Annotated in this window: 18 protein-coding genes; 8 read left to right on the top strand and 10 right to left on the bottom strand. The window is 55.8% G+C overall.

What is annotated here, in order from left to right; all coding sequences use genetic code 11:
- Positions 1-30: 30 nt before the first annotated feature.
- Positions 31-915: a BadF/BadG/BcrA/BcrD ATPase family protein gene (locus tag ACN1CO_RS11510; protein WP_419139091.1), complete on the bottom strand. Its 885-nt coding sequence runs from the start codon at positions 913-915 to the stop codon at positions 31-33.
- 270 nt (positions 916-1,185) lie between these two features.
- On the opposite strand from ACN1CO_RS11510, the gene ACN1CO_RS11505 reads away from it, so the two are divergent.
- Positions 1,186-2,343, top strand: a complete 1,158-nt coding sequence (locus tag ACN1CO_RS11505) for a Gfo/Idh/MocA family protein (protein WP_370422432.1) — start codon at positions 1,186-1,188, stop codon at positions 2,341-2,343.
- A 202-nt stretch (positions 2,344-2,545) separates the two neighbouring features.
- On the opposite strand, the gene ACN1CO_RS11500 is transcribed toward ACN1CO_RS11505, so the two are convergent.
- From ACN1CO_RS11500 to ACN1CO_RS11490, 3 genes are all read right to left on the bottom strand, one after another.
- Entirely contained in the window at positions 2,546-2,845 is a 300-nt protein-coding gene (locus tag ACN1CO_RS11500) for a colicin immunity domain-containing protein (protein ID WP_419139090.1), read from the bottom strand.
- Complete coding sequence (locus tag ACN1CO_RS11495; protein ID WP_419139089.1) at positions 2,835-3,824, bottom strand: colicin D domain-containing protein; 990 nt, start codon at positions 3,822-3,824, stop codon at positions 2,835-2,837. The genes ACN1CO_RS11500 and ACN1CO_RS11495 overlap by 11 nt, the downstream gene beginning before the upstream one ends.
- A 199-nt stretch (positions 3,825-4,023) precedes the next feature.
- Positions 4,024-5,265, bottom strand: coding sequence for an MFS transporter (locus tag ACN1CO_RS11490; RefSeq protein ID WP_419139088.1), 1,242 nt, complete (start codon positions 5,263-5,265; stop codon positions 4,024-4,026).
- A 389-nt stretch (positions 5,266-5,654) separates the two neighbouring features.
- Here ACN1CO_RS11490 and ACN1CO_RS11485 point away from each other — a divergent pair, with 389 nt between their 5' ends.
- Both ACN1CO_RS11485 and ACN1CO_RS11480 read left to right on the top strand, forming a co-directional pair.
- On the top strand, positions 5,655-6,254 hold the full coding sequence (locus ACN1CO_RS11485; protein WP_419139087.1) for a hypothetical protein: 600 nt from the start codon (positions 5,655-5,657) through the stop codon (positions 6,252-6,254).
- Between the two features lie 275 nt (positions 6,255-6,529).
- Positions 6,530-8,923 carry a glucose/quinate/shikimate family membrane-bound PQQ-dependent dehydrogenase gene (locus ACN1CO_RS11480; protein ID WP_419139086.1) on the top strand — a complete coding sequence of 798 codons (2,394 nt, stop codon included), beginning with the start codon at positions 6,530-6,532 and terminating at the stop codon, positions 8,921-8,923.
- Positions 8,924-8,978: 55 nt separating this feature from the next.
- On the opposite strand, the gene ACN1CO_RS11475 is transcribed toward ACN1CO_RS11480, so the two are convergent.
- The 4 genes from ACN1CO_RS11475 to ACN1CO_RS11460 all read right to left on the bottom strand — a co-directional run bounded on the left by ACN1CO_RS11475 (position 8,979) and on the right by ACN1CO_RS11460 (position 12,856).
- Complete coding sequence (locus ACN1CO_RS11475; protein ID WP_419139085.1) at positions 8,979-10,184, bottom strand: MFS transporter; 1,206 nt, start codon at positions 10,182-10,184, stop codon at positions 8,979-8,981.
- Positions 10,185-10,294: 110 nt separating this feature from the next.
- On the bottom strand, positions 10,295-11,191 hold the full coding sequence (locus tag ACN1CO_RS11470) for a LysR family transcriptional regulator (protein WP_419139084.1): 897 nt from the start codon (positions 11,189-11,191) through the stop codon (positions 10,295-10,297).
- 159 nt (positions 11,192-11,350) lie between these two features.
- Positions 11,351-11,719, bottom strand: coding sequence for a helix-turn-helix domain-containing protein (locus ACN1CO_RS11465; protein WP_009092546.1), 369 nt, complete (start codon positions 11,717-11,719; stop codon positions 11,351-11,353).
- A 240-nt stretch (positions 11,720-11,959) separates the two neighbouring features.
- A complete protein-coding gene (locus ACN1CO_RS11460; RefSeq protein ID WP_419139083.1) occupies positions 11,960-12,856 on the bottom strand; it encodes a hypothetical protein in 897 nt (298 codons plus the stop codon).
- A gap of 527 nt (positions 12,857-13,383) precedes the next feature.
- Between ACN1CO_RS11460 and ACN1CO_RS11455 the strand changes: the two genes are divergently transcribed.
- From ACN1CO_RS11455 to ACN1CO_RS11445, 3 genes are all read left to right on the top strand, one after another.
- Positions 13,384-14,043, top strand: a complete 660-nt coding sequence (locus ACN1CO_RS11455; RefSeq protein ID WP_419139082.1) for a response regulator — start codon at positions 13,384-13,386, stop codon at positions 14,041-14,043.
- Positions 14,040-15,395: a sensor histidine kinase gene (locus tag ACN1CO_RS11450; RefSeq protein ID WP_419139081.1), complete on the top strand. Its 1,356-nt coding sequence runs from the start codon at positions 14,040-14,042 to the stop codon at positions 15,393-15,395. The genes ACN1CO_RS11455 and ACN1CO_RS11450 overlap by 4 nt, the downstream gene beginning before the upstream one ends.
- A gap of 279 nt (positions 15,396-15,674) precedes the next feature.
- A complete protein-coding gene (locus ACN1CO_RS11445; protein ID WP_419139080.1) occupies positions 15,675-16,541 on the top strand; it encodes a nucleoside-specific channel-forming protein Tsx in 867 nt (288 codons plus the stop codon).
- A gap of 119 nt (positions 16,542-16,660) precedes the next feature.
- Here the strand turns inward: ACN1CO_RS11445 and yjdN are convergent, their stop codons facing one another.
- Positions 16,661-17,098, bottom strand: coding sequence for a VOC family metalloprotein YjdN (gene yjdN / locus ACN1CO_RS11440; protein WP_419139079.1), 438 nt, complete (start codon positions 17,096-17,098; stop codon positions 16,661-16,663).
- Between the two features lie 73 nt (positions 17,099-17,171).
- Positions 17,172-18,068 (bottom strand): LysR family transcriptional regulator, encoded by an 897-nt coding sequence (locus ACN1CO_RS11435; RefSeq protein ID WP_419139078.1) that lies wholly within the window; start codon positions 18,066-18,068, stop codon positions 17,172-17,174.
- Between the two features lie 114 nt (positions 18,069-18,182).
- Here ACN1CO_RS11435 and ACN1CO_RS11430 point away from each other — a divergent pair, with 114 nt between their 5' ends.
- Both ACN1CO_RS11430 and ACN1CO_RS11425 read left to right on the top strand, forming a co-directional pair.
- Entirely contained in the window at positions 18,183-19,496 is a 1,314-nt protein-coding gene (locus ACN1CO_RS11430) for an amidohydrolase (protein ID WP_419139077.1), read from the top strand.
- Complete coding sequence (locus ACN1CO_RS11425) at positions 19,493-20,935, top strand: M20 family metallopeptidase (protein ID WP_419139076.1); 1,443 nt, start codon at positions 19,493-19,495, stop codon at positions 20,933-20,935. The genes ACN1CO_RS11430 and ACN1CO_RS11425 overlap by 4 nt, the downstream gene beginning before the upstream one ends.
- The last annotated feature ends 104 nt before the right edge of the window (positions 20,936-21,039 follow it).

Here is a 21,039-nt window from a genome sequence, read left to right as displayed (position 1 = left end):
GGTTATCTGGCGGAAGAGGCTTAGCCAGCTTCAGATCGGTAATCGGACTGGCGTCAGCTGCTGCGCCAGTGTCAGCGCCCCGCTCAGGGCATCGCCCTGCGGCGTCACCAGCCGGGCCTGAATATCGTCGTCCAGCCAGCGTCGAATCGGCGTAGCCAGGCCACCCATCAGCGCTACCCGTCCGCTGCTCAGCGCAATCAGACGGCGCACCATCAGGCCGATATCGGCGGCGGTCTGATGCAGCAGATCCTGTGCGTGACGGTCGCCCGCGTCGGCGGCCGCAAAAATCTGTGGCACCACGCGCGCCCAGTCGGCTGGCGTCGCGGAGCGCGTCCAGAGCAGCATGGTTTCCGGGCTGTCACCGAACGACGTCATCAGCTGCCGGGTAAAGGCACTGGGCGGGATAATCGCTTCATGGGCCAGCAGCGCCAGACGCAGCGCACGACGGCCCAGCTCTGCGCCCGATCCCTGGTCAGACAGAGCAAAGCCCCAGCCGCCAAGCAGTGTAAAGCGTTCACCATCCCAGGCGGCGCCCTGACTGCCGGTGCCGATGATAAAGACGGCACCGTGTGCGCCACCGTGTGCGCCCGCGCAGGCGATCTCCACATCGCTGACCACCTGTAACGCCGCGCAGGCGGGCTGCCAGCTGGCGAGCCGCGCCTGCACCGAGGCGACATTGGCACCCGCTAATCCGGCCACCAGCGCGGTCTGCGCCAGCGACTCCGGCGCTAATCCCGCCAGTGATAATACCCGGTCAATCAGCTGCCCGACGCAGGTCAGCGCCGCGTCATAGTCTGACCAGACGTTGGCAGGCCCGCCGGTGGCTTCCGCCAGCACGCGACCCTGCAGATCGGTTAACCGCGCGCGACACTGTGTACCGCCGCCATCAATGCCAAGGAGATAGTGTGGTTGCACGCGCTTCCTTCCCGATTTTGGGTTATAGCCATAATGAGCGAACGATAGGATAAAAAAACTTAAATCGCAATAACAAATAAATATGGCAAAAAATTATCGTCACTTTTTGCTTAATTTACAGAGTAATAACAGAAAACCTCCCCGCAAAACGCGCAGCGCGTTATTGACATTACTTTTTCTGTCGTAATAAGTTGGTGGTCAGATTATCAACAGGCGCGCCCGATCACAGGCGGGCTATGCATCATCCGATTTCAGGAGCAGGGGTTTAACATGAAAGTAGGCATTATCGGTCTCGGCTTTCGTCTGTCCCACGTGATCAAAGAGTTCAGCAAAGCCGACGACGCCTTCTCGGTAGTGGGTTATTACGATCCGGCCCCCGCCGGACTGCCTAATCTGCACAGCTTTGGTATCGCGCCCGGCCAGGCCTTTGCGTCCATCGACGCGCTGCTGGAACACGGCGGAATGGATGTCGTGCTGGTTGGCTCACCCAACTTCCTGCATCTGGAGCATGTGGGTCAGGCGCTGGCGGCGGGTTACACGGTCTTTACCGAAAAGCCGGTGGTGATCAATGAAGAGCAGACCATGGAGATGGCGAAGCTGGTGCGTCAGTATGGCGAGGCACGCATTCTGGTCGGCCTGGTGCTACGCTATTCGCCGCTCTATCACGATCTGCTGGCGGCACGCGATGCCGGTCAGCTGGGTGAGATCACCTCGATTGAGGCGACAGAGCATATCAAGCCGTACCACGGCGCCTTCTTCCAGCGCGATTGGCGACGTCTGGAGAAGTATGCCGGTCCTTACATTCTGGAAAAGTGCTGCCACGACATCGATCTCTATCAGGGTCTGTTACAGCAGCGCCCGATCCGCGTCGCCAGCTTTGGTGGCCGGAAATCCTTTACCCCCGCGCATGCGCCGCAGGGAGCGATCACCGCTGAGTCAGCGCTCTATCATGAGAAGCCCAGCGGCTGGTCGAGCACCGATGCCGTCTTCGACAGCGATGCCGATATCGTCGACTACCAGACGGCCCTGATTGAGTATGAAGGTGGCGCGACGCTCGCCTTCCACGCCAACCTGAACGTGCCGGATGAGTTCCGCCGCTTCTGTGTCATGGGCACCGACGGCATGGCAGAAGGTGACTTCGTCCGAAACTACTTCCGCGTACACAACGCGCGCAGCGGTGAGAAAGAGGTCGACACCGCCTACAGCGGCAATGCGTATGATGGCCACTACGGCGCAGATGCGCTGATGGCAGAGGAGATCGTTAAACATATTAAACAGGGAACACCGCTGAAAGTTTCAGTCGTGGACGCGCTGGAAGCGGGCCTCACCGCCATAAAAATCGATGAGGCGCGCAAAACCCGCAGCGTAGTGGACATGCGTGAAAGCTGGCTAACATTTGACGCCAACCTGGGAAAGACCGGGGCCTGATGGTCCCAGCCTGCGGGTCAGACTCCCCCTTTGACTCCGGGTTTTGAATGGCAGTATGACTGGTAACTTCCTGTACTGGCCTTCGGGCCAGTTACATTATTGATGTTGAGCTGGCCCGGGAAATCAACGCCAGCGCCAACTCAACAGCATCCCCCCAACCCACTTCCTCGAAGTAGGTTTTGTGTACAGTCCACGCAGGTCATTAAGCCAGTACTGATTCTTTCCAGGCTTTTCTTAAATTTACCACGCATTCAAACAGACCCTGAGCATCTAAGTCATCATCGTCAATCAGGTCAGGATCTGAGCAATAAGAATCTACAGCTGAAAATACTGAGTCAAAATAACGTTGTGTATCTTTGTTTTGTTTATCCGTTGTGTCTGTGTCTCTGTGTTCACGCCATGCGTTTGAGAATTTTTCCTCAAACTCTGGCGCAGGCATAGTTCCTGAAACAAACGATTCGATTAGCGCCAGCACATCTGATTCGCTTTGATTAGTAGACATTACCTTCACCTTTCAGATCGGAAATTTGAGTTTCGGATAACTTCCATCCAGAGATGAAATTACCATCTGGTTTAGTCATGACATCAATTTTAGTTTCAGAATTGTAGTAGTGATTAACATCCTGATTCCATCGGTATTTACCGGTGATTTTTTGAGTCAGCGAATCGTCTATATGCGCTTTGAGTGCCTGTTCATAGAGCTTCAACCCTTCGGCATTTGGATTGCCCGATATGTTGAAATCTACAGCATGCTTGAATTTTTTCTGTAGCTGTCTGGTATCAAAATTAACCAATTCTGATGGAGGTGAGGTAGATACTTTTGACAATGCAGACAGCTTTTCAGGTTCGTTTAAAGTTCCCAGCTTACCCATTCCAAAAACTGCCGCTACAGACGCGCCGGCAATGATCAGGCCTTTGTTATCCATGACCTGCGCGTAACCAGCTGGCGCATCACCGCCGAGTTGTTTGGCCGTTTTACTGAACCCCTCGGGATTACCGTTATAGATTCCTCCTGCGGCCAGCAGCCGACCGGCAGCTTTGCTATTGATGGTTCTTCCAGCCTGAGCGTGCTGCACTGGCACCGTTGGGCGAACGTAATGTAACGGGCGTTTCAGTTGACGGGATACAATGTGACTGAGCCTGGAGCTAAGGAAAAGAGGCAGGTCACTGCGAAATTCGCCGGATGTCGTCAGCATGCCAAAGCTGGCATAGCCGGTCATGTTTTCTCTCAGCAGAACGAGCTTACCGGATTTGATGTCTTGCAGCGTGTCACGGTATGACATCCAGGGACTCTGCCAGTGAAACTGATGATACCGGCGTACATACAGACTGTACCCCTGTGGCAAATTCCACTCCTGGATGATGCGGTTTGGTAGCGCTGTATATGCGATGTCACGAGCAGCCGTGTCCGGATGGATAATATGAGGAATATCATCGAGGTAGATGTCGTCCAATGACTTTACTTTGCAACTATTAAGCATGCTGTCCCTTTTGTGTTGCCGTTGTGTGGCTACTTATTGCCCATTCCAGATATCAGGCAAGGAACTCTCATGACCGGTGATAGTGACATCATAAAGCGTGGAACGAGCGACCATCATCTGGCCGTTATTTGCTCCCTGAGCCTGCACCGTCTTCCACCACCGCACAAATTCCTGCTATCAAATCAAACCCAACCCACTCCTAAACCGGATCCACCTCATTCTCCAGCTTCTGACGTCGCCGCAGATGCGGAAACAACTTCATCCACAACGCCACCACCACCAGCGTACCGATCCCGCCAATCGCCGCCGCCGGTGCGGCACCGACCCAGGCCGCCAGCATCCCCGACTCAAACTCGCCCAGCTGATTCGATGTATTAATAAAAATCGCGTTAACCGCATTCACACGCCCGCGCATGGTATCCGGCGTATCCAGCTGCACCAGCGCACCCCGAATCACCATACTCACCATATCAAAACCCCCCAGCGCGCAGAGAGCAATCAGCGACAGCCAGAGCTGCGTAGAAAGTGCGAACACCAGCGTGGCAATGCCAAATCCCGCGACTGAGCCAAACATAATCATCCCGACATGCTTTTCCAGCTTATGACGGCTCAGCCAGATGCCCACCAGCAAGGCACCCACCGACGGCGCGCCGCGCAACATCCCCAATCCCCACGGCCCGGTATGCAGAATATCTTTGGCAAAAATCGGCAGCAGCGCCGTCGCGCCGCCCAGCAACACCGCAAACAGATCGAGCGAAATCACCCCAAGCACATCTTTGCGCTCACGGATAAAGTGAATCCCGGCAAACAGATTCTTCATATTCATCGGCAGTCGGGTCTGCACCGGGCGTTCATAACGCAGCAGACTCACCAGCGTCAGCGAAATCAGATAAAACAACCCGGAAACGCCATACACCACATGCGGTCCGGCAACGTAAAGTAAACCGCCCATCGTCGGCCCGACAATGACGGCCGCCTGACCGCCCACCGAGTTCATCGCCATGGCGCGCGCCAGAATTGATGGCGGCACCAGCGACGGCAGCATCGAGGACATCGCGGGCCACTCCAGCGCCTTCGCCACCGCAATCATAAACACCAGCCCCCATAACGCCGTCTTATCGGCGGTATAAAATAAGGTAAGCACTACTAATGCCACGAGTGCGGCAAATTCCACCAACTGACCCAACAACACGATGCGCCGCCGGTCATATTGATCCGCCAGATGACCGGCGGGTAACGCCAGCAACACCGACGGCAGAAACTGCATCAGGCCAATCATCCCTAACGCCATTGCGCTGTTGGTCAGCGCATAGATTTGCCAGCTGATCGCCACCGAGAACATCTGAAAACCAAACGATGAACAGGTACGTGCCAGCCAGAAGGCGACAAATTTCCGATGTCGCCACAGCGACTCTTCCGCCGCGGATGCCATAAATCCCATGTCTTATCCCAAATCAGGTGAGGAAACCCGCGTCGTTGCGCGGTGTTATTGGTGTGGTGTTTGACGACTCAGGGTTAACAGACTGCACGAGACCGGGAGGCCAGTGGCTCCTGGCCCTGCCTCCCTGCGCCCCGATCCGGAAAAGCCTTGTCAGACCCCTCCTGATTATTACCAGCCTACTGGTCCCTGACATTGAATATATTCCAGCACATCATCAGACGCCAAAGGAATTATCATCTCTTTGTTACCGGGTTTATTTACTTTCTCAGGCAACAAAAGGATGATTTAGATTAAGCATGTGATCTATATTTATTCACGCGTTTAAAAAAATGCGACTTTTTATATGCTTAATTATCAACGAATCCTTTTTATTGCATTTCATAGAGATAATGAAAAACAGTTTATATAACCCCTATGTTACTGAACCTATCCATCACGTTAAGCGTAATGTCACTGGCATTTGCTATAGCGTGCCTTATCTTCAGCAAAACCAGGACAGCGGCAATATACTTAATACAAACAACATTATTTCATTACACAATCAAATTGCTACTGAAGCAGCATTAATGATTGTTCCGGTTGAAGATATTCGATTACGGGGAATGATCGCGATTCCTGATGCCTATAAGCATTTACAGAATGAACGAATCCGGATTGGAATTAATTATTCAAGTTTAGCCGCGCACAGTGCGTCACTGCTTGAATTAACAAAGAAATTTAGTTTCTGGCTTTATGATTTTGCGCCGCCAGGTGCGGACTGGCGACTGCTGGAATCCTTTCCTTTTTCCGGGATAGTTTTAACCGAATCGTTCTTTAATGATAATTATGAAAAATTTACCTTTCCCTTTTTTATGGCGACATTTCGTGAAAAAGGCGCAGAGGTCATCGTGCGAAGTCATACGCCGCCTTTAACCGCTGAGCAGTTTGCTGAGATAAATATCAGCGGCTGGCAACAGCAACGCTCGGACGGCGATCTTATTAGCTGCTGATTCACAAATCCTGCCTTCCGGCGTTAAGGGCACACGGCGGTGCGCTTAACGTCCTTTAATCCCCCATAAAATGTCGTATTACTATCGTTGTTAAGCGGTTTAAGCCAAAAAAATCAAACCTCGATCTGATTTTGCTATAACATTTAACACAAAGGGATCGTCTGTCTTAACGGAAGAGATATTGAAGAACACCCTAATCATTTGTACTTGATAACTGGAAACAGCCTATCTGGTTGTTTTCGTGTGTTTTATGGCAACGAAACGAGGTCGATATTATGGGGAAAAACTCCTCATCTTTTGGCGTAATTCGTTTCCTGACAGTGCTGTTCGCAGTGCTGACGGGCGCGTTTATGCTCATTGGCGGTGGCTGGTTAGCCGCCATTGGTGGTTCCTGGTATTACGTTTTTGGCGGTGTGGTTATGCTTATCACCGCTTATCTGCTTTCCCGTCGTAAAAGCACCGCGCTGGTTCTCTATGCGCTGCTGCTGATCGGCACCCTGATCTGGGGTGTGTGGGAAGTGGGTACAGACTTCTGGGCCCTGGCACCGCGCACCGATGTGCTGGTGATCTTTGGTGTCTGGCTGATCCTGCCGTTTGTTTATCGCAGCTTTAACGCGGGCAGCAAAGCCGCGCTGGGTACGATGGCTGTGGCGCTGATTGCCAGTGCCATCGTACTGACCTATGCGGTATTCAACGATCCGCAGGTCATCAACGGCTCTGTACCAGAAACCGCGGACAACGCCCCGCAGGCTGCACCGCTGAGCAACATCCCGGATGCTGACTGGCCCGCTTATGCGCGCGATCAGCAGGGAACCCGTTTCTCGCCGCTGAAGCAGATTAACCATCAGAACGTGAAAGAGTTGCAGGTTGCCTGGCAGTTCCAGACTGGCGACATGAAAACCCCTAACGATCCGGGCGAAATCACTGACGAAGTCACTCCGATTAAAATCCGTGACACGCTTTACCTCTGTTCGCCACACCAGATCCTGTTTGCTCTGGATGCGGCCACCGGTAAGCAGAAGTGGAAATTTGATCCAGGCATGAAGGTGAATCCAACCTTCCAGCACGTGACCTGTCGCGGTGTTTCTTACCACGAAGTGCCGGCAGCAGCCGATGCAGCGAACACTCAGCCTGCTGCTCTCTGCTCACGTCGTATCTATCTGCCTGTCAACGATGGTCGTCTGTTTGCGCTGGATGCAGAGACCGGCGAACGTTGCCCGACATTTGGCGTCAACGGCGAGCTGGATCTGCAACACAAACAGCCTGTCACGACCGCAGGTATGTATGAGCCGACCTCTCCACCAATCATTACCAACACCACCATCGTCATGGCCGGTGCGGTAACCGATAACTTCTCAACCCGCGAGCCGTCAGGCGTTATTCGTGGCTTTGATGTGAATACCGGCAAACTGCTGTGGGTGTTTGATCCAGGCGCGAAAGACCCGAATGCCATTCCGGCTGATGAACACACCTTTACCATGAACTCACCGAATTCATGGGCACCGGCAGTCTACGATCCGAAACTGGATACCGTTTACCTGCCAATGGGCGTGACCACACCGGATATCTGGGGCGGTAACCGCACTCCAGAGCAGGAACGTTATGCGAGCAGCGTGCTGGCCCTAAACGCCACCACCGGTAAGCTGGTCTGGTCTTATCAGACTGTGCATCACGACCTGTGGGATATGGATCTGCCGTCTCAGCCGACCCTGGCTGACATCACCGATAAAGATGGCAACACCGTACCGGTGGTTTACGCGCCAGCGAAAACCGGCAACATCTTTGTCCTGGATCGCCGTACCGGCAAGCCCGTGGTCCCTGCGCCAGAAACACCAGTGCCACAGGGTGCCGCTAAAGGCGACCACGTTGCCGCCACTCAGCCCTACTCTGAGCTGACCTTCCGTCCAAAACAGAACCTGACGGACAAGGACATGTGGGGCGCGACGATGTTCGACCAGCTGGTGTGCCGCGTGATCTTCAAGCGCCTGCGCTATGAAGGTCCGTTCACCCCGCCATCTGAGCAGGGTACGCTGGTGTTCCCGGGTAACCTCGGTATGTTCGAATGGGGCGGCATTGCAGTCGATCCACATCGTCAGATCGCGATTGCTAACCCAATGGCGCTGCCGTTTGTCTCTAAGCTGGTTCCGCGTGGCCCAGGCAACCCGATTGAGCCGCCGAAAGGCGCTGAGGGTGGCTCAGGTACGGAAACCGGTATTCAGCCACAGTATGGCGTGCCGTATGGCGTCGAGCTGAATCCGTTCCTGTCACCGTTTGGTCTGCCATGTAAACAGCCTGCCTGGGGTTATATCTCCGCGGTGGATCTGAAGACCAACGACGTAGTCTGGAAACAGCGTATCGGTACCGTTCGCGATAGCGCACCGGTTCCGCTGCCGTTCAAAATGGGTATGCCGATGCTGGGTGGTCCTATTACCACCGCTGGTAAGGTGTTCTTCATTGGTGCGACCGCAGATAACTACCTGCGTGCTTTCAGCACCGATACCGGCGAGCTGTTATGGCAGGCACGTCTGCCAGCAGGCGGCCAGGCGACGCCGATGACCTATGAAGTAGATGGCAAGCAGTACGTTGTCATCGCGGCAGGTGGTCACGGCTCGTTTGGTACTAAGCTGGGCGATTATGTGATTGCCTACGCGCTGCCAGACCAGAAGTAATTCACGCAGCTGTGAATAAACTAAGGCGGACTTCGGTCCGCCTTTTTTGATTGCGTTATTTACGCATCCCGCGCCAGTTCAGCCAGGCGCAAAACAGCATCACCCCGCAGGTTGCCAGAAAGACCGGTCGCATCCCGAACGCCCCGCCCACCAGCCCACCGAACAGCGGGCCGCTGACCTGGCCGATATATTGCGCCGACGTCGAATACCCCAGCATCCGCCCGACCTGTGAACCCGGCACGTTATGACGAATGATCGCCGTAATGCACGGCATCAATCCGCCCAGCGCCATTCCCATCAGAAAACGCAGCAGCACCAGTTGCCAGGCCGCCGTGATAAACGCCTGCGGAATCAGCAACAGTCCGCTGACCACTAATCCGCCCGTCAGCACTCGCCAGTGCCCCACCCGATCGGCCAGACGACCCAGTCGTGGTGCCGCCAGCACGGTCCCCAACGCCGCAGCGGACATCACCAGCCCCGCCACCATAGTGATCTGATGATTACCCTGCACAAACTCGCCCACGTAGAGCGTGATAATCGGCTCAATCGACATGCTGGCGAAGATCAGTAACATGCCGGAGAGCCACATCAGCCGCACCAGGTTGTGATTAACCGGCTCGTCTGCCGACTGCGCTTGCTGGCTGGCGCGCGACGTCGCGGTAGCGCGCGGCTGCTCTTTGAGTAAAAAGGTGGTGGCGAGGAAGGCGACAAATATCACCGCGCCGGTCAGCCAGAAAGTCTGACGAATACCGATCAGCGGCGGTAATACTCCCCCCAGCAGCGGCCCGACCACGTTGCCCGCCATAATGCCGGATGACAGGATGCCCAGCGCCCAGCCGGTCTGCGCTTTTGGCGTTTGTGCCGCCACCAGAATGGTCGATCCCGACGCGTATCCCCCCAGCAGTCCCGCCAGCAGGCGCAGCGCCACCAGCTGCCACGGCGCGGTCGCCATGCCGATCAGCGACATCGCAATCGCCATCCCGAGACTGGCCCGGATCAGCATCAGCTTACGGCCATAGCGATCGGCCAGCCTGCCCCACAACGGCGCAGTCAGCGCGGCGCTGAAAAAGGTCGCGCCATAGGCCAGGCCGGACCAGCGGGCGATGGCGGCAGGTTGCTCTACGCCGAGTTGCTGAACATAGAGCGGCAGAAACGGCAGCAGCAGCGTCATCGCCACAATAGTGGTAAAAGAGCCGACGACGCAGACCGCTAAGTTACGTCGCCAGTGCTGAAACTCTGCCGTTTCGGTTGACTGTTGCATGGTGGTATCCATTGAATGATCAGGGATACAGGCTAACCGGAGTCGCAGAGTAACAACAGTCGTGGCGGAATAGTTACTCTGTGGCGCTGATTGTTGCCAGCAGGCAACAATCAGCCCGGATTCAGTGCCGCCACCAGGGCATCACACAGCAGCGTCACCGGCGAGGCCGGTTCAGGGGTGTCGTGCAGCAGCAGATAGCTTTGCAGTCGATCCATCTGCCACTCCGGCAGCAGTTGCTGAATGTCGCCACGCGCCATCGCCTCCTGCGCCATGTAGGAGGGCAGATAAGCGATGCCACTACCCGCCAGTGCCGCATTGAGCAGCGCCATGCTGTTATTGGCGCGGAAGCGACTGCGTACATCCAGTGCCAGCCGCTGTTTATCACGGCGGAACGGCAGCGCGGCGGTGTGCGCCGGACCGTGAAACATCAGCAGGTCGTGGCGCGGCAGCATCTCAGGATGTGTGATGGCGGGTCGCTGCGCCAGATAAGCGGGCGCGGCATAGAGTCCCCACTCGATATCGCTCAGCACCCGGAAATTGCCCTGCTGCGGCGAGCGGGATCGGATCACAATCGCCAGATCGACCTGATCGTCCAGCCGATCGTGATTGCGATCGGTCAGATCGAGATCGACGTTGATATGAAGATGGCGATGCAGAAAACGATTCAGAACAGGAACCACGCACTGGCAGCCGAACGTGACGGGCGCCTGCAGCCGGATTTGGCCGGTGGGCTGCTGATGCAGCTGCTGCACAAACGCCTCGGCACGCTGCACTTCAGCCAGCATCCGCACACAGTAGGGATAGTATGCCTGGCCCTGCCCGGTCAGCGCCAGCCGCCGGGTGGTGCGCTGCAGCAGCCGGATGCCGAGACGCAACTCCAGACGGGCAATCTCCCGGCTGACATGGGATTTAGACCAGCCAAGTACACGTGCCGCCTCACTGAAACTCTGTAATTCCACAACCCGTGCAAATACCAGCATGGCGGTTAAATTCGCGCCGTTTTCCATGTTTCCCGACTCCGACAGTAAAGGGATGCTGGCAACAAACTAACACGGTCGGGCAAAGCGACGATGGCTGGCGGGCAAAAAAAGCAAGGCGGGATGCAGGATGAGAGCGCGGGCCGACCTTCCCGTCTGCGTGCTATGATGGGAAGGTCTTATCAGGCATCAGCTGGCCATCGCCAGAGGGAACAGCAGCCGATCCGGCTCGACGCGACGCTGACGGCGCAACTGACCCGGCGTCACCATAAAGTAGTTTTTAAAGGTGCGGGTATAGGCCTGCTGGGTATCAAAGCCGTAGTTCATCGCCACCTGCAGTATCGCTTCGTTGCTGCTCAGCAACGTGAGCGCAGACTCGGTTAAGCGACGCTGACGGATATATTCTGCCAGTGAAAAGCCGGTGTGCTGGCGGAACAGGCGTTGCAGATGCCAGCGCGAATAGCCCGAGCGGCGCGCCACCTCATCCAGATGCAGATCGTGTCCTAAGTTGTTCTCAATCCAGTCCAGCAAACTCCGAATAAACTCGCGCTGATTCATGGTTCCTCCTGTTCATGCTGATGTGCAGTGGAGCCACTCTACCCGCTAAAATTTATCCCTTAATTAGCAGAAAATTAGCGCAGAATTAGCAAGGGCTGAAATGGGAGCGGAAAGGCGCGGCCTGCAGGGCTTTGGGGGATTCTGTAGTGAGATTGCTGTTGAAAAAAAGAGGTGAGATGTTTAAAAAACTTAGTCAGCCGGGATCATTTTTATGCGGATCATGTGCGTGATTGGTGAGTCTTACCTGACTTCAACAATTCTGAGGTACCGCTGATATTCCTGAGTCAGGTAATCCACTTTTCGGGATAACTCTTCCTGATAAAATTCGGGTGGCACCTGGTGGTCTGGATCCTGTTCCAGCTCAGCGACCAGTTGTTCAACAATACGGAATAAGGGGATCCTGTGTTCTGCCTGAAAACGTCTGAATGACCTATCCCAGATAAACGAAATAAAATAATCAACGTAACGCCTTCCCTGCCGGAAAGGTAATGTCTGTAACTTCTCAAGTAAAAAGTTAAAAGCTGGCAGAGCCAGTACCCGAATTCGCTCAGCTTCCGTCAGCCTGTCCTTGCCCATAGGCACAGTGGCGTTCGACAGACGGGAGCGGATACAGGCAACAGGATTCAGAACCCGCACGAATTCATGACTCATGGCTGCGCCATGCCGATCAGGCATAACCAGAAAGGGTTCTGTATTAAGTGCGAGTTTATCACCGACAAAATCCCCAACTTCAAAGCCTGTGGGGCGATCGATAATATCGACAATATTTGCCTCATTAAGCGGCTCATTGAGGAACTGACCCTGCGCATCTTCCTTGACCCTGCCCGTATCTTTATCAATAAGACTGAGCACCGCAATCGAGGGCGGATTAAAAATTTCCTGAACCTGAGCTGACACGTTAAAAATTTTTGCTATGACATCAACGCCTTCTTTTCGCGTGACATAGTCGACATCAATTGAGGTAATGGAGGTTATGTCAGGTTGATCAGGATAAAAATGCAGATAAGTCAGATACCAGTACATGACAGCCTGACCACCAACAGTGATAACCGGGGATGGCAGTTGTACGGCGTTATCGATCAGATAACGATTGAGTTTGAGGATTTGTTCTTCTGGAGGAATAGCGTGCGATGTCATAAAAAAAGCCCACCTGGATGATGAGCTTATTTTATCACTTAGCCGATTTCAGCAGGGCATGACGTCAGAAAAATGCGAGGCTGCGTCCATCTTTTGCAGGCACAATATCGTCAGGACGTTTTTCAAGAACGCGTCCCGGAGCCTGGCCCTTTCGGACGGCTTCAACACGCTCCTGATACTCGCGCTGGTGTCTGATTTTTGCTTCCTGGGCTGACATACTTTTCACCGCTGAAATGTCTCGCATGAATCTATTGTTCAAATATACGTCACCCCATTTACGCTTGCAATCACTGGTATCCCGGTGGGTATGGAGAGGGACTCTAAGCCACCGGTGACGGTAGTCCGCCAAAATAATTCGTACTGTGGTAAGGCGGCAAATGCGCGAATCCCCAGAGAGCTGACATCAGTCAGTGACTGGGGTGAGCAAAAGCAGCCAACGCCGCCACAGTGCGAAGTATGAAGGCGGATAATTCTGGCCTAACAATTGGTGAGTAAACTCTCTCTTATCTTTATGAAGGAGATCAGCCATGCGCGTGTTACTGGTTGAAGATGATGAAATGATCGGCGCGAACCTGCAGCAGGCACTGGAGGGTGCGGGCTGGTCGGTGGACTGGGTGCGCGATGGCGTTTATGCCCAGAATGCCTGGAGCGAAGGCGGCTATAGCTGTGTGCTGCTCGATCTCGGCTTACCGCGCGATGATGGCCTGCAGGTGCTGCGCCGGGCGCGCGGGCGGGGCGATGCCACGCCGGTACTGATTCTGACCGCACGCGACACGGTGGCGCAGCGTATACAGGGACTCGATAGCGGCGCGGACGACTACCTGCTTAAACCGTTCGATCTACAGGAAGTGATGGCCCGGATGCGCGCCATTACCCGACGCAGCCACGGCGCGGCAGACTCCGTGCTGGGCAACGGCGATGTCCAGCTGGATATGATGACCCGCGAAGTGCTCTACAAAGGCCAGCGCGAGCAGCTTACGGCGCGTGAATATGCCCTGCTCTACGCCCTGCTGGAGCGGCCAGGCGCCATTCTGTCGCGCGAGCAGCTGGAAAACCGCATCTATGGCTGGGGTGATGAAGTCAGCAGCAATGCGGTGGATGTGCTGATCCACGGGATGCGTCGCAAGCTGGATAACGACGTGATCCGCAACGTGCGCGGGCTGGGCTGGCGAGTACCGGCAATATGAAACCTTTCCGCTTTATGCGCTCACTGCGCAACAAATTACTCTCTACGCTGCTGCTTATTCACCTGCTGATGATCGGTGGCGTCACCTGGTATTTCTTCAGCTGCTACGGCGATATGGTCGGCACCATGAAGGACGATCAGCTCGCAAAAATCGCTGACGCCTGGTCCACCAATAAACAGATGCCCGCCCTGATGCCGATGCTTATTGCGCCGGACAAGGCGAAGAGCGCTTTTGTGGTTCAGCTATGGGACGATCAGGGCCAGTTACGGGCAAGCTCATGGCCGGAGTTACAGGCGCCGCTGCAAAACCAGCGCGGCTATCGTGATGTGCATATCGGTCAGTGCGACGACTGTGAGTGGCGCATTTACACCCGGCCTGGCATGCCTGGCAGCGAGATCAAAACCATTCAGGTCATGCACAACCTCAGCTACATGAAGGCCTCGATGGTCAAGCGGGCGCTGTCGGCGATCATTCCGATGATCCTGATGATGCCGCTGTCGCTGCTGGTGATCTGGCTGGTGGTGCGCAAGATCACCCGGGATCTGCAGGTCGCTTCGCGTCAGATTGCAGCGCAGGAGACCCATCATCCGCACAATGTCTCACCGGAAGGTTTGCCGGATGAGATCCTGCCGCTGGTAGCCGCCTACAACTCGCTGCTGAGTAAACTGCGTGAGGCCTGGTCGTCGCAGCGTCAGTTCCTGGAAGATGCCGCGCATGAGCTGCGCACGCCGGTAACGGCGGTGACGTTGCAGCTGGAAAACCTGCGTCAGCATATCCAGCCAGGCGAAGCGAGCCGGCAGTTCAGCCAGCTGGAGGCGGGCGTTACGCGCACCCGTCATCTGGTGACGCAGTTACTCAATGTCTCGCGTCAGGATGATCAGAGCGTGGTGTCCAGCGTTGAGCATATTGAACTGGAAGAACTGTTGAAAGAGAGCATTGAGCAGTTGATGGTCGTGGCGGATAAACGCGGCATCGATATCGGTTTTAACGGCTCCACGCAGTACCGTCTGCAGGCCAGCCGCTCCGAGCTTCGCAGCCTGTTCGACAATCTGATCGGTAACGCTATGTTGCACACGCCGGAAGGCAGCCTGGTCGATGTGCTGCTGCACCGGGTTGCGGGCAAAACGGTGGTCGATATTGTCGATAACGGACCGGGCATGCCGGAATCCTTTATCGAGCGTGCGTTTGATCGCTTTACCCGTTCGCCTGACGTCAAAGCACAGGGCAGCGGACTGGGATTATCGATTGTGCGTAACGTCGCACAGAAACATCAGATTCACGTCGCCCTTTCCAATTGCCTGACGCCACAGGGTGCAATTTGTGGTTTGCAGGTTCGCGTCACCCTTCCCTGATCCCGCCTGTTTGATCACGAACCAGACAACGTAAACGGTTGCCTGGTTCCGTTCGATCCACGTCGTTATTGTGAAGCTCGTCACATTTTAGCTGAATTGTAATGCAACACTTTTTGACAAACGTGAGCAAAATCTATTTTCTATCGATCTGTTACAGGCACGCTACGCGGGCTGAAGAACTGGCTGTTATTTGCTGTGAAACCCTCATTCCCATCAAGGGACCGATTTCTCTCTGACTGCGTCTGCTGTGCGGCGGTCAAAAGCATGTGGCTGATAATAATGAAATATAAAACGTTGATAGCAGGTGCCGTGCTGGCATGTTCATTGAGTGGTGCTGCGCAGGCCGCTGAAAGCGATCCGCAGTATGTCTCAGACTGGTGGCATCAGAGCGTGAACGTGGTAGGCAGCTACCACACACGTTTCGGACCTCAGTTTAACAACGACGTTTATCTGGAATATGAAGCGTTTGCGAAGAAAGACTGGTTCGATTTCTACGGCTATCTCGACGTGCCTAACTTCTTCGGCGTGGGCAACAGCAATGCTAACGGCGTGTTCGACCACGGTTCACCGATGTTTATGGAGATTGAGCCGCGCTTCTCTATCGACAAACTGACCGGCACCAGCCTGGCCTTTGGTCCGTTCAAAGAGTGGTATTTCGCTAACAACTACATCTACGATATGGGCCGCAACAGCGATAACCGCCAGAACACCTGGTATATGGGTCTGGGCACCGATATCGATACGCACAGCGATGTCGGCCTGTCGCTGAACGTCTATGCTAAATATCAGTGGGAAAACTACGGCGCGGCGAACGAAAACAGCTGGGATGGCTATCGCTTCAAGATAAAATATTTCGTGCCAATCACCACGCTGTGGGGCGGTAACCTGGGCTATGTGGGCTTCACCAACTTCGACTGGGGTTCTGACCTTAACGAGAAAGGCGGTTCATCACGCACCAGCAACTCCATCGCCTCCAGCCACATTCTGTCACTGGGTTACGATCACTGGCACTTCTCTGCGGTCGCACGTTATTTCCACAACGGCGGACAATGGGCGGATGGTCAGGAGCTGAACTTCGGCAAAGGGCCGTTTGAAGTGAAATCGACTGGCTGGGGTTACTACCTGGTGGCGGGTTATAACTTCTGATAATTGCGGGCGGCTGTAATAACCGCCCGTTTAGCAGGAAAGCTAGCTCAGGACATCATGCACCAGGGCCAGTTGTTCAGATGCAGGTTTATCAGATAAGCGCTGCATCTGCCCCGCTTTTAGTTCTGCGGCTTCTCAACGTTGATGCGCCACGGAATGCCGAACTTATCAATGAACATCGCGAAACCGTTCGACCAGAACGTCTCCTGCCACTCCGTCGTTACCTTGCCGCCTGCCGACAATTTCTCAAACCAGGCTTTGCCCTTTTCGACATCATTGGTGGACAGGCTGACCGCATAACCGGCATGTTCAGACGCTGGCGGCTTCTCAGTATTGCCGTCGCTCAGCATCAGCTCACCGTCACCGATACGCAGTTGTGCATGCATAATCTTTTCTGGCGGCTGCGGTGCGGCAGACTCATCGCCGACCTGCTCGCCCTGATCCGGCATATCACCGAATTTCATTTTAGAGAGCAGTTCTCCCCCGGTCGCCTGCAGGTAAAAGTCGATAGCCTCTTCGCAACGGCCATAGAGAAACAGATAAGGACTGACTTGCATCGTAACCTCTATTTGTCGGGTGGATTTATTACAGTACCTTAAGAGTGTAGACGATCGACTTTACTTGCTGATTTCACTGGCAATAACGACGAAAGAGTTGCGCCATATAACTGCTCATCGGGGTCAGCGTGGAGTCTTTGCGCTGAATCAGATAGAAGATGGCTTTTGGCAGGGGGTCATCGAGCGTCAGCGCCACCAGCGATCGGCCCAGAATCGGATCATCAATCACGTCGACCGACAAAATGCTGATGAAATCGCTTTGCGCCACCAGGCTGGTGCAGGCCATAAAGGTTTCACAGGTCACCACGATTTTGGGTGCCATGCCGCGCTCGCCAAACAGATCGTGAAGCAGGCGGTAGTAACTGCCTTTCGGGGTTGGCATCGTCCAGTCCGCCTGCTGTAACTCCGCAAGAGAACGCGCTTTTTCCAGCGGATGGCCTTTGCGCACCACCACTTTGTACTCGCGCTCCATTACCCTTTCATACATCAGCTCCTGATCGAGATGGCTCTGATCGTAGGTATTGATAGTGAAATCGAGCGCGCCCTGACGCAGTTCATGCACCATCGATACCAGCTGACCTTCGACGATACGCACTTTAACCAGCGGGTATTCGCGATGAAACTGGTTTATCACCTGCGGCATGATGGTGCGCGCCACGCTGCCACCCACGCCGATGTTTACCTGACCGCCACCCAGTCCCAGCCGCTGCTGGATATCCTCTTCAGCGACCCGTAGCTCTGCCAGCACCAGGCAGGCATGACGAAAAAAGTTATCACCGATATCGGTCAGTACCACGCCCTGCTGACGGCGGATAAACAGCTTGGCCCCCAGTTCGCGCTCCAGTTCCTGAATCGCTTTGGTTAACGCCGGTTGCGACAGCCCGGAAAGACGACTTGCCGCCCGGATACTGCCCTGTCGCGCCACGTCGACGAAGGCGCGCAGCTGATGAAGTTTGAGATTGGCAGACATAGTTTTGCGATAACCGTTGTTTATCAGTCACAAGATATTCGCATCTTATGCCGCCTGACACCATTGTGTAGATTCGACGCAGTGCATAAAAAATCAACAACGAGGAGAGAGCCGATGAAACCCCTTTCAGACCACGTCAGCGCCCTGCTGCCACAGCTGCAGCAGTGGCGTCGCGACATCCATCACTACGCCGAATCGGGCTGGCTGGAGTTCCGCACCGCGACGTTAGTCGCAGAAGAACTGCATAAGCTCGGTTATCAACTGAAGCTGGGGCGTGAGGTGATCGATGCCGAGGCACGGATGGGTTTACCCGACGAAGCCGTACTGAAGCAGCAGGAGGCACGTGCGTTGCAACAGGGCGCGCTGCCGCAGTGGATCAGCCACTTCTCCGGTGGCTTCTGCGGCATCGTGGCGACGCTTGAGACCGGTCGTCCCGGCCCGGTGATGGGCTTCCGCGTCGATATGGATGCACTGGATCTCAACGAAAGCCAGGCCGACGATCACCTGCCGCAGCGCGAAGGGTTTGCCTCCTGCAACGCCGGCATGATGCACGCCTGCGGGCATGACGGCCACACCACCATTGGTCTGGGCCTCGCCTCCGTGCTGATGGCGATGAAAGAGCAGCTCAGCGGCACGATTAAACTGATCTTCCAGCCCGCCGAAGAGGGTGTGCGAGGAGCCAGAGCGATGGTCGCGGCGGGCGTGGTCGATGACGTTGAGCGCTTCACCGCCATTCATATCGGCACCGGCGTGCCGGCAGGCGAAGTGGTCTGCGGCAGCGACAGCTTCCTCGCCACCACCAAGCTGGATGTCCACTTTACCGGCGTCGGTGCCCATGCGGGCGGTCGTCCTGAAGAGGGTCGCAATGCCCTGCTGGCCGCCGCACAGGCGACGCTGGCGCTGCATGGCTTAACCCAGCACAGCGGCGGCGTGGCGCGGGTTAACGTTGGCGTCCTGCAGGCCGGAACCGGCCGCAACGTGGTGGCCGACTGCGCCCTGCTGAAAGTCGAAACCCGTGGCGTGACCAATCAGGTTAACGACGATATTTATCAGCAGGCGCTGCGGGTGATTGCCGGTGCAGCAGCAATGTATGGCGTTGAACAGAAAGTTTCGCTGATGGGTGCTGCGCGCAGCTGTACCCCGACGCAGCCGTGGGTCGACTTCATCCACCAGCAGGCGGACGCACTCGGCATATTCGACTCGGTGGTCGATCGTAAAGCGCAGGCGGCAGGTTCGGAAGATGCGACCTACATGATGGAGCGGGTAAAACAGCGCGGCGGTGAGGCCTCTTACGTCATTTTCGGCTGTGAGCTGGCGGCGGGTCACCACAATGCGAAATTCGACTTTGACGAACGTGTAATGCCGGACGCCATCACGCTGCTGGCAACCCTGGCGCTGAACCAGGCGCAGTTTGGGGGATCACGATGATGGAAGCGTTTATCGCCGATTATATCGATCGCCATCAGCTCCGCTTCAGTACGCTCAGCGACGCCATCTGGGACACGCCGGAAACCCGCTTCGCCGAAACCCGTTCATCTGCTTTGCTGGCCGATGCGCTGGAAAGAGAAGGATTTACAGTGGAGCGCGGCGTGGGTGGCATCGACACGGCCTTTATCGCCAGCATGGGCAGCGGTAAGCCGGTGATTGCCATCCTGGGTGAGTTTGATGCGCTGGCCGGTCTTAGCCAGCAGTCGGGCTGCGCCCGGCCACAACCGCTGGAGGCTAACGGCAACGGACATGGCTGCGGCCACAACCTGCTCGGTACAGCGGGTGTTGCCGCCGCCTGCGCCGTAAAAGCCTGGATGGAACAGCATCACACGGGCGGTACGGTTCGCTTTTACGGCTGCCCCGGCGAAGAAGGCGGATCGGGCAAAACCTTTATGGTGCGCGAAGGGCTGTTTGACGACGTTGACGCCGCCGTGACCTGGCATCCGGAAGGTTTCAGCGGCATGTTTAATCTGCGTACCCTTGCCAATATTCAGGCGGCCTTCAGCTTCAAAGGCATTGCCGCTCACGCCGCCAACTCACCCCATCTGGGCCGCAGCGCGCTGGATGCCGTCACGCTGATGAATACCGGCGCCAACTTCCTGCGCGAGCATATCGTGCAGGAGGCGCGTCTGCATTACGCCATCACCAACAGCGGCGGCGTCTCACCGAATGTGGTGCAGGCCGATGCGGAGGTGCTCTACCTGATCCGCGCCCCGGAGCTGCCGCAGGCGCAGGCAATTTACGAACGGGTGATCAATATCGCCAGGGGCGCAGCGCTGATGACCGACACCACGCTGACCGTGCGTTTTGACAAAGCCTGCTCAGATTATGTGCCGAATCGCGCGCTGGAAGCCGTCATGGAGCGCTATTTGCATCAGTTTGGTTTGCCTGACTACAGCGACGAAGAGCGCGCGTTTGCGGCTGAACTGCGTGCCACCCTGACCGATGACGATCTGCGCAATGCCCGGCTCAATGCCGCCCGCACCGGTGGCGAAGCCGGATATGCCTGGGCTGAACAGCTGGGCGATAGGCTGTTTATGGATGAGGTCGCGCCCTATGCGGTCACGCGTGAGCTGCTGTATGGCTCTACCGATGTCGGCGATGTCAGCTGGGTGACGCCGACCGCACAGTGTTTTGCACCCTGCTTTACCTTCGGCACGCCGCTGCACACCTGGCAACTGGTGGCGCAGGGCCGCACCAGTATCGGGCATAAAGGGATGTTTCTGGCGGGCAAAGTGATGGCGGCCACGGTGTTAACGCTGTTAACGGATCCGCAGGCGCTGGCTGGCTGCCGGGCCGAGTTCGAACGGGTACGCGCCGCGCAGCCTTATATCTGCCCGATCCCGGCGGGGATCACACCAACAAAACTGGCCGACTGAGCCAACGGCCGTGTCTCTGACGCGGACCACTATAAAAAATATTGCAAACACTTCCCTGATTCAGCGGAGCCGACTCTGAACTCACCGCCTGTCGTACATCACGA

This window comes from Pantoea sp. R13S299 (genome assembly GCF_048515925.1).
Classification (GTDB): Bacteria; Pseudomonadota; Gammaproteobacteria; order Enterobacterales; family Enterobacteriaceae; genus Pantoea.
Note: the sequence above shows the minus strand (reverse complement) of the source record. Positions and strands in the feature narration are given on the sequence as shown.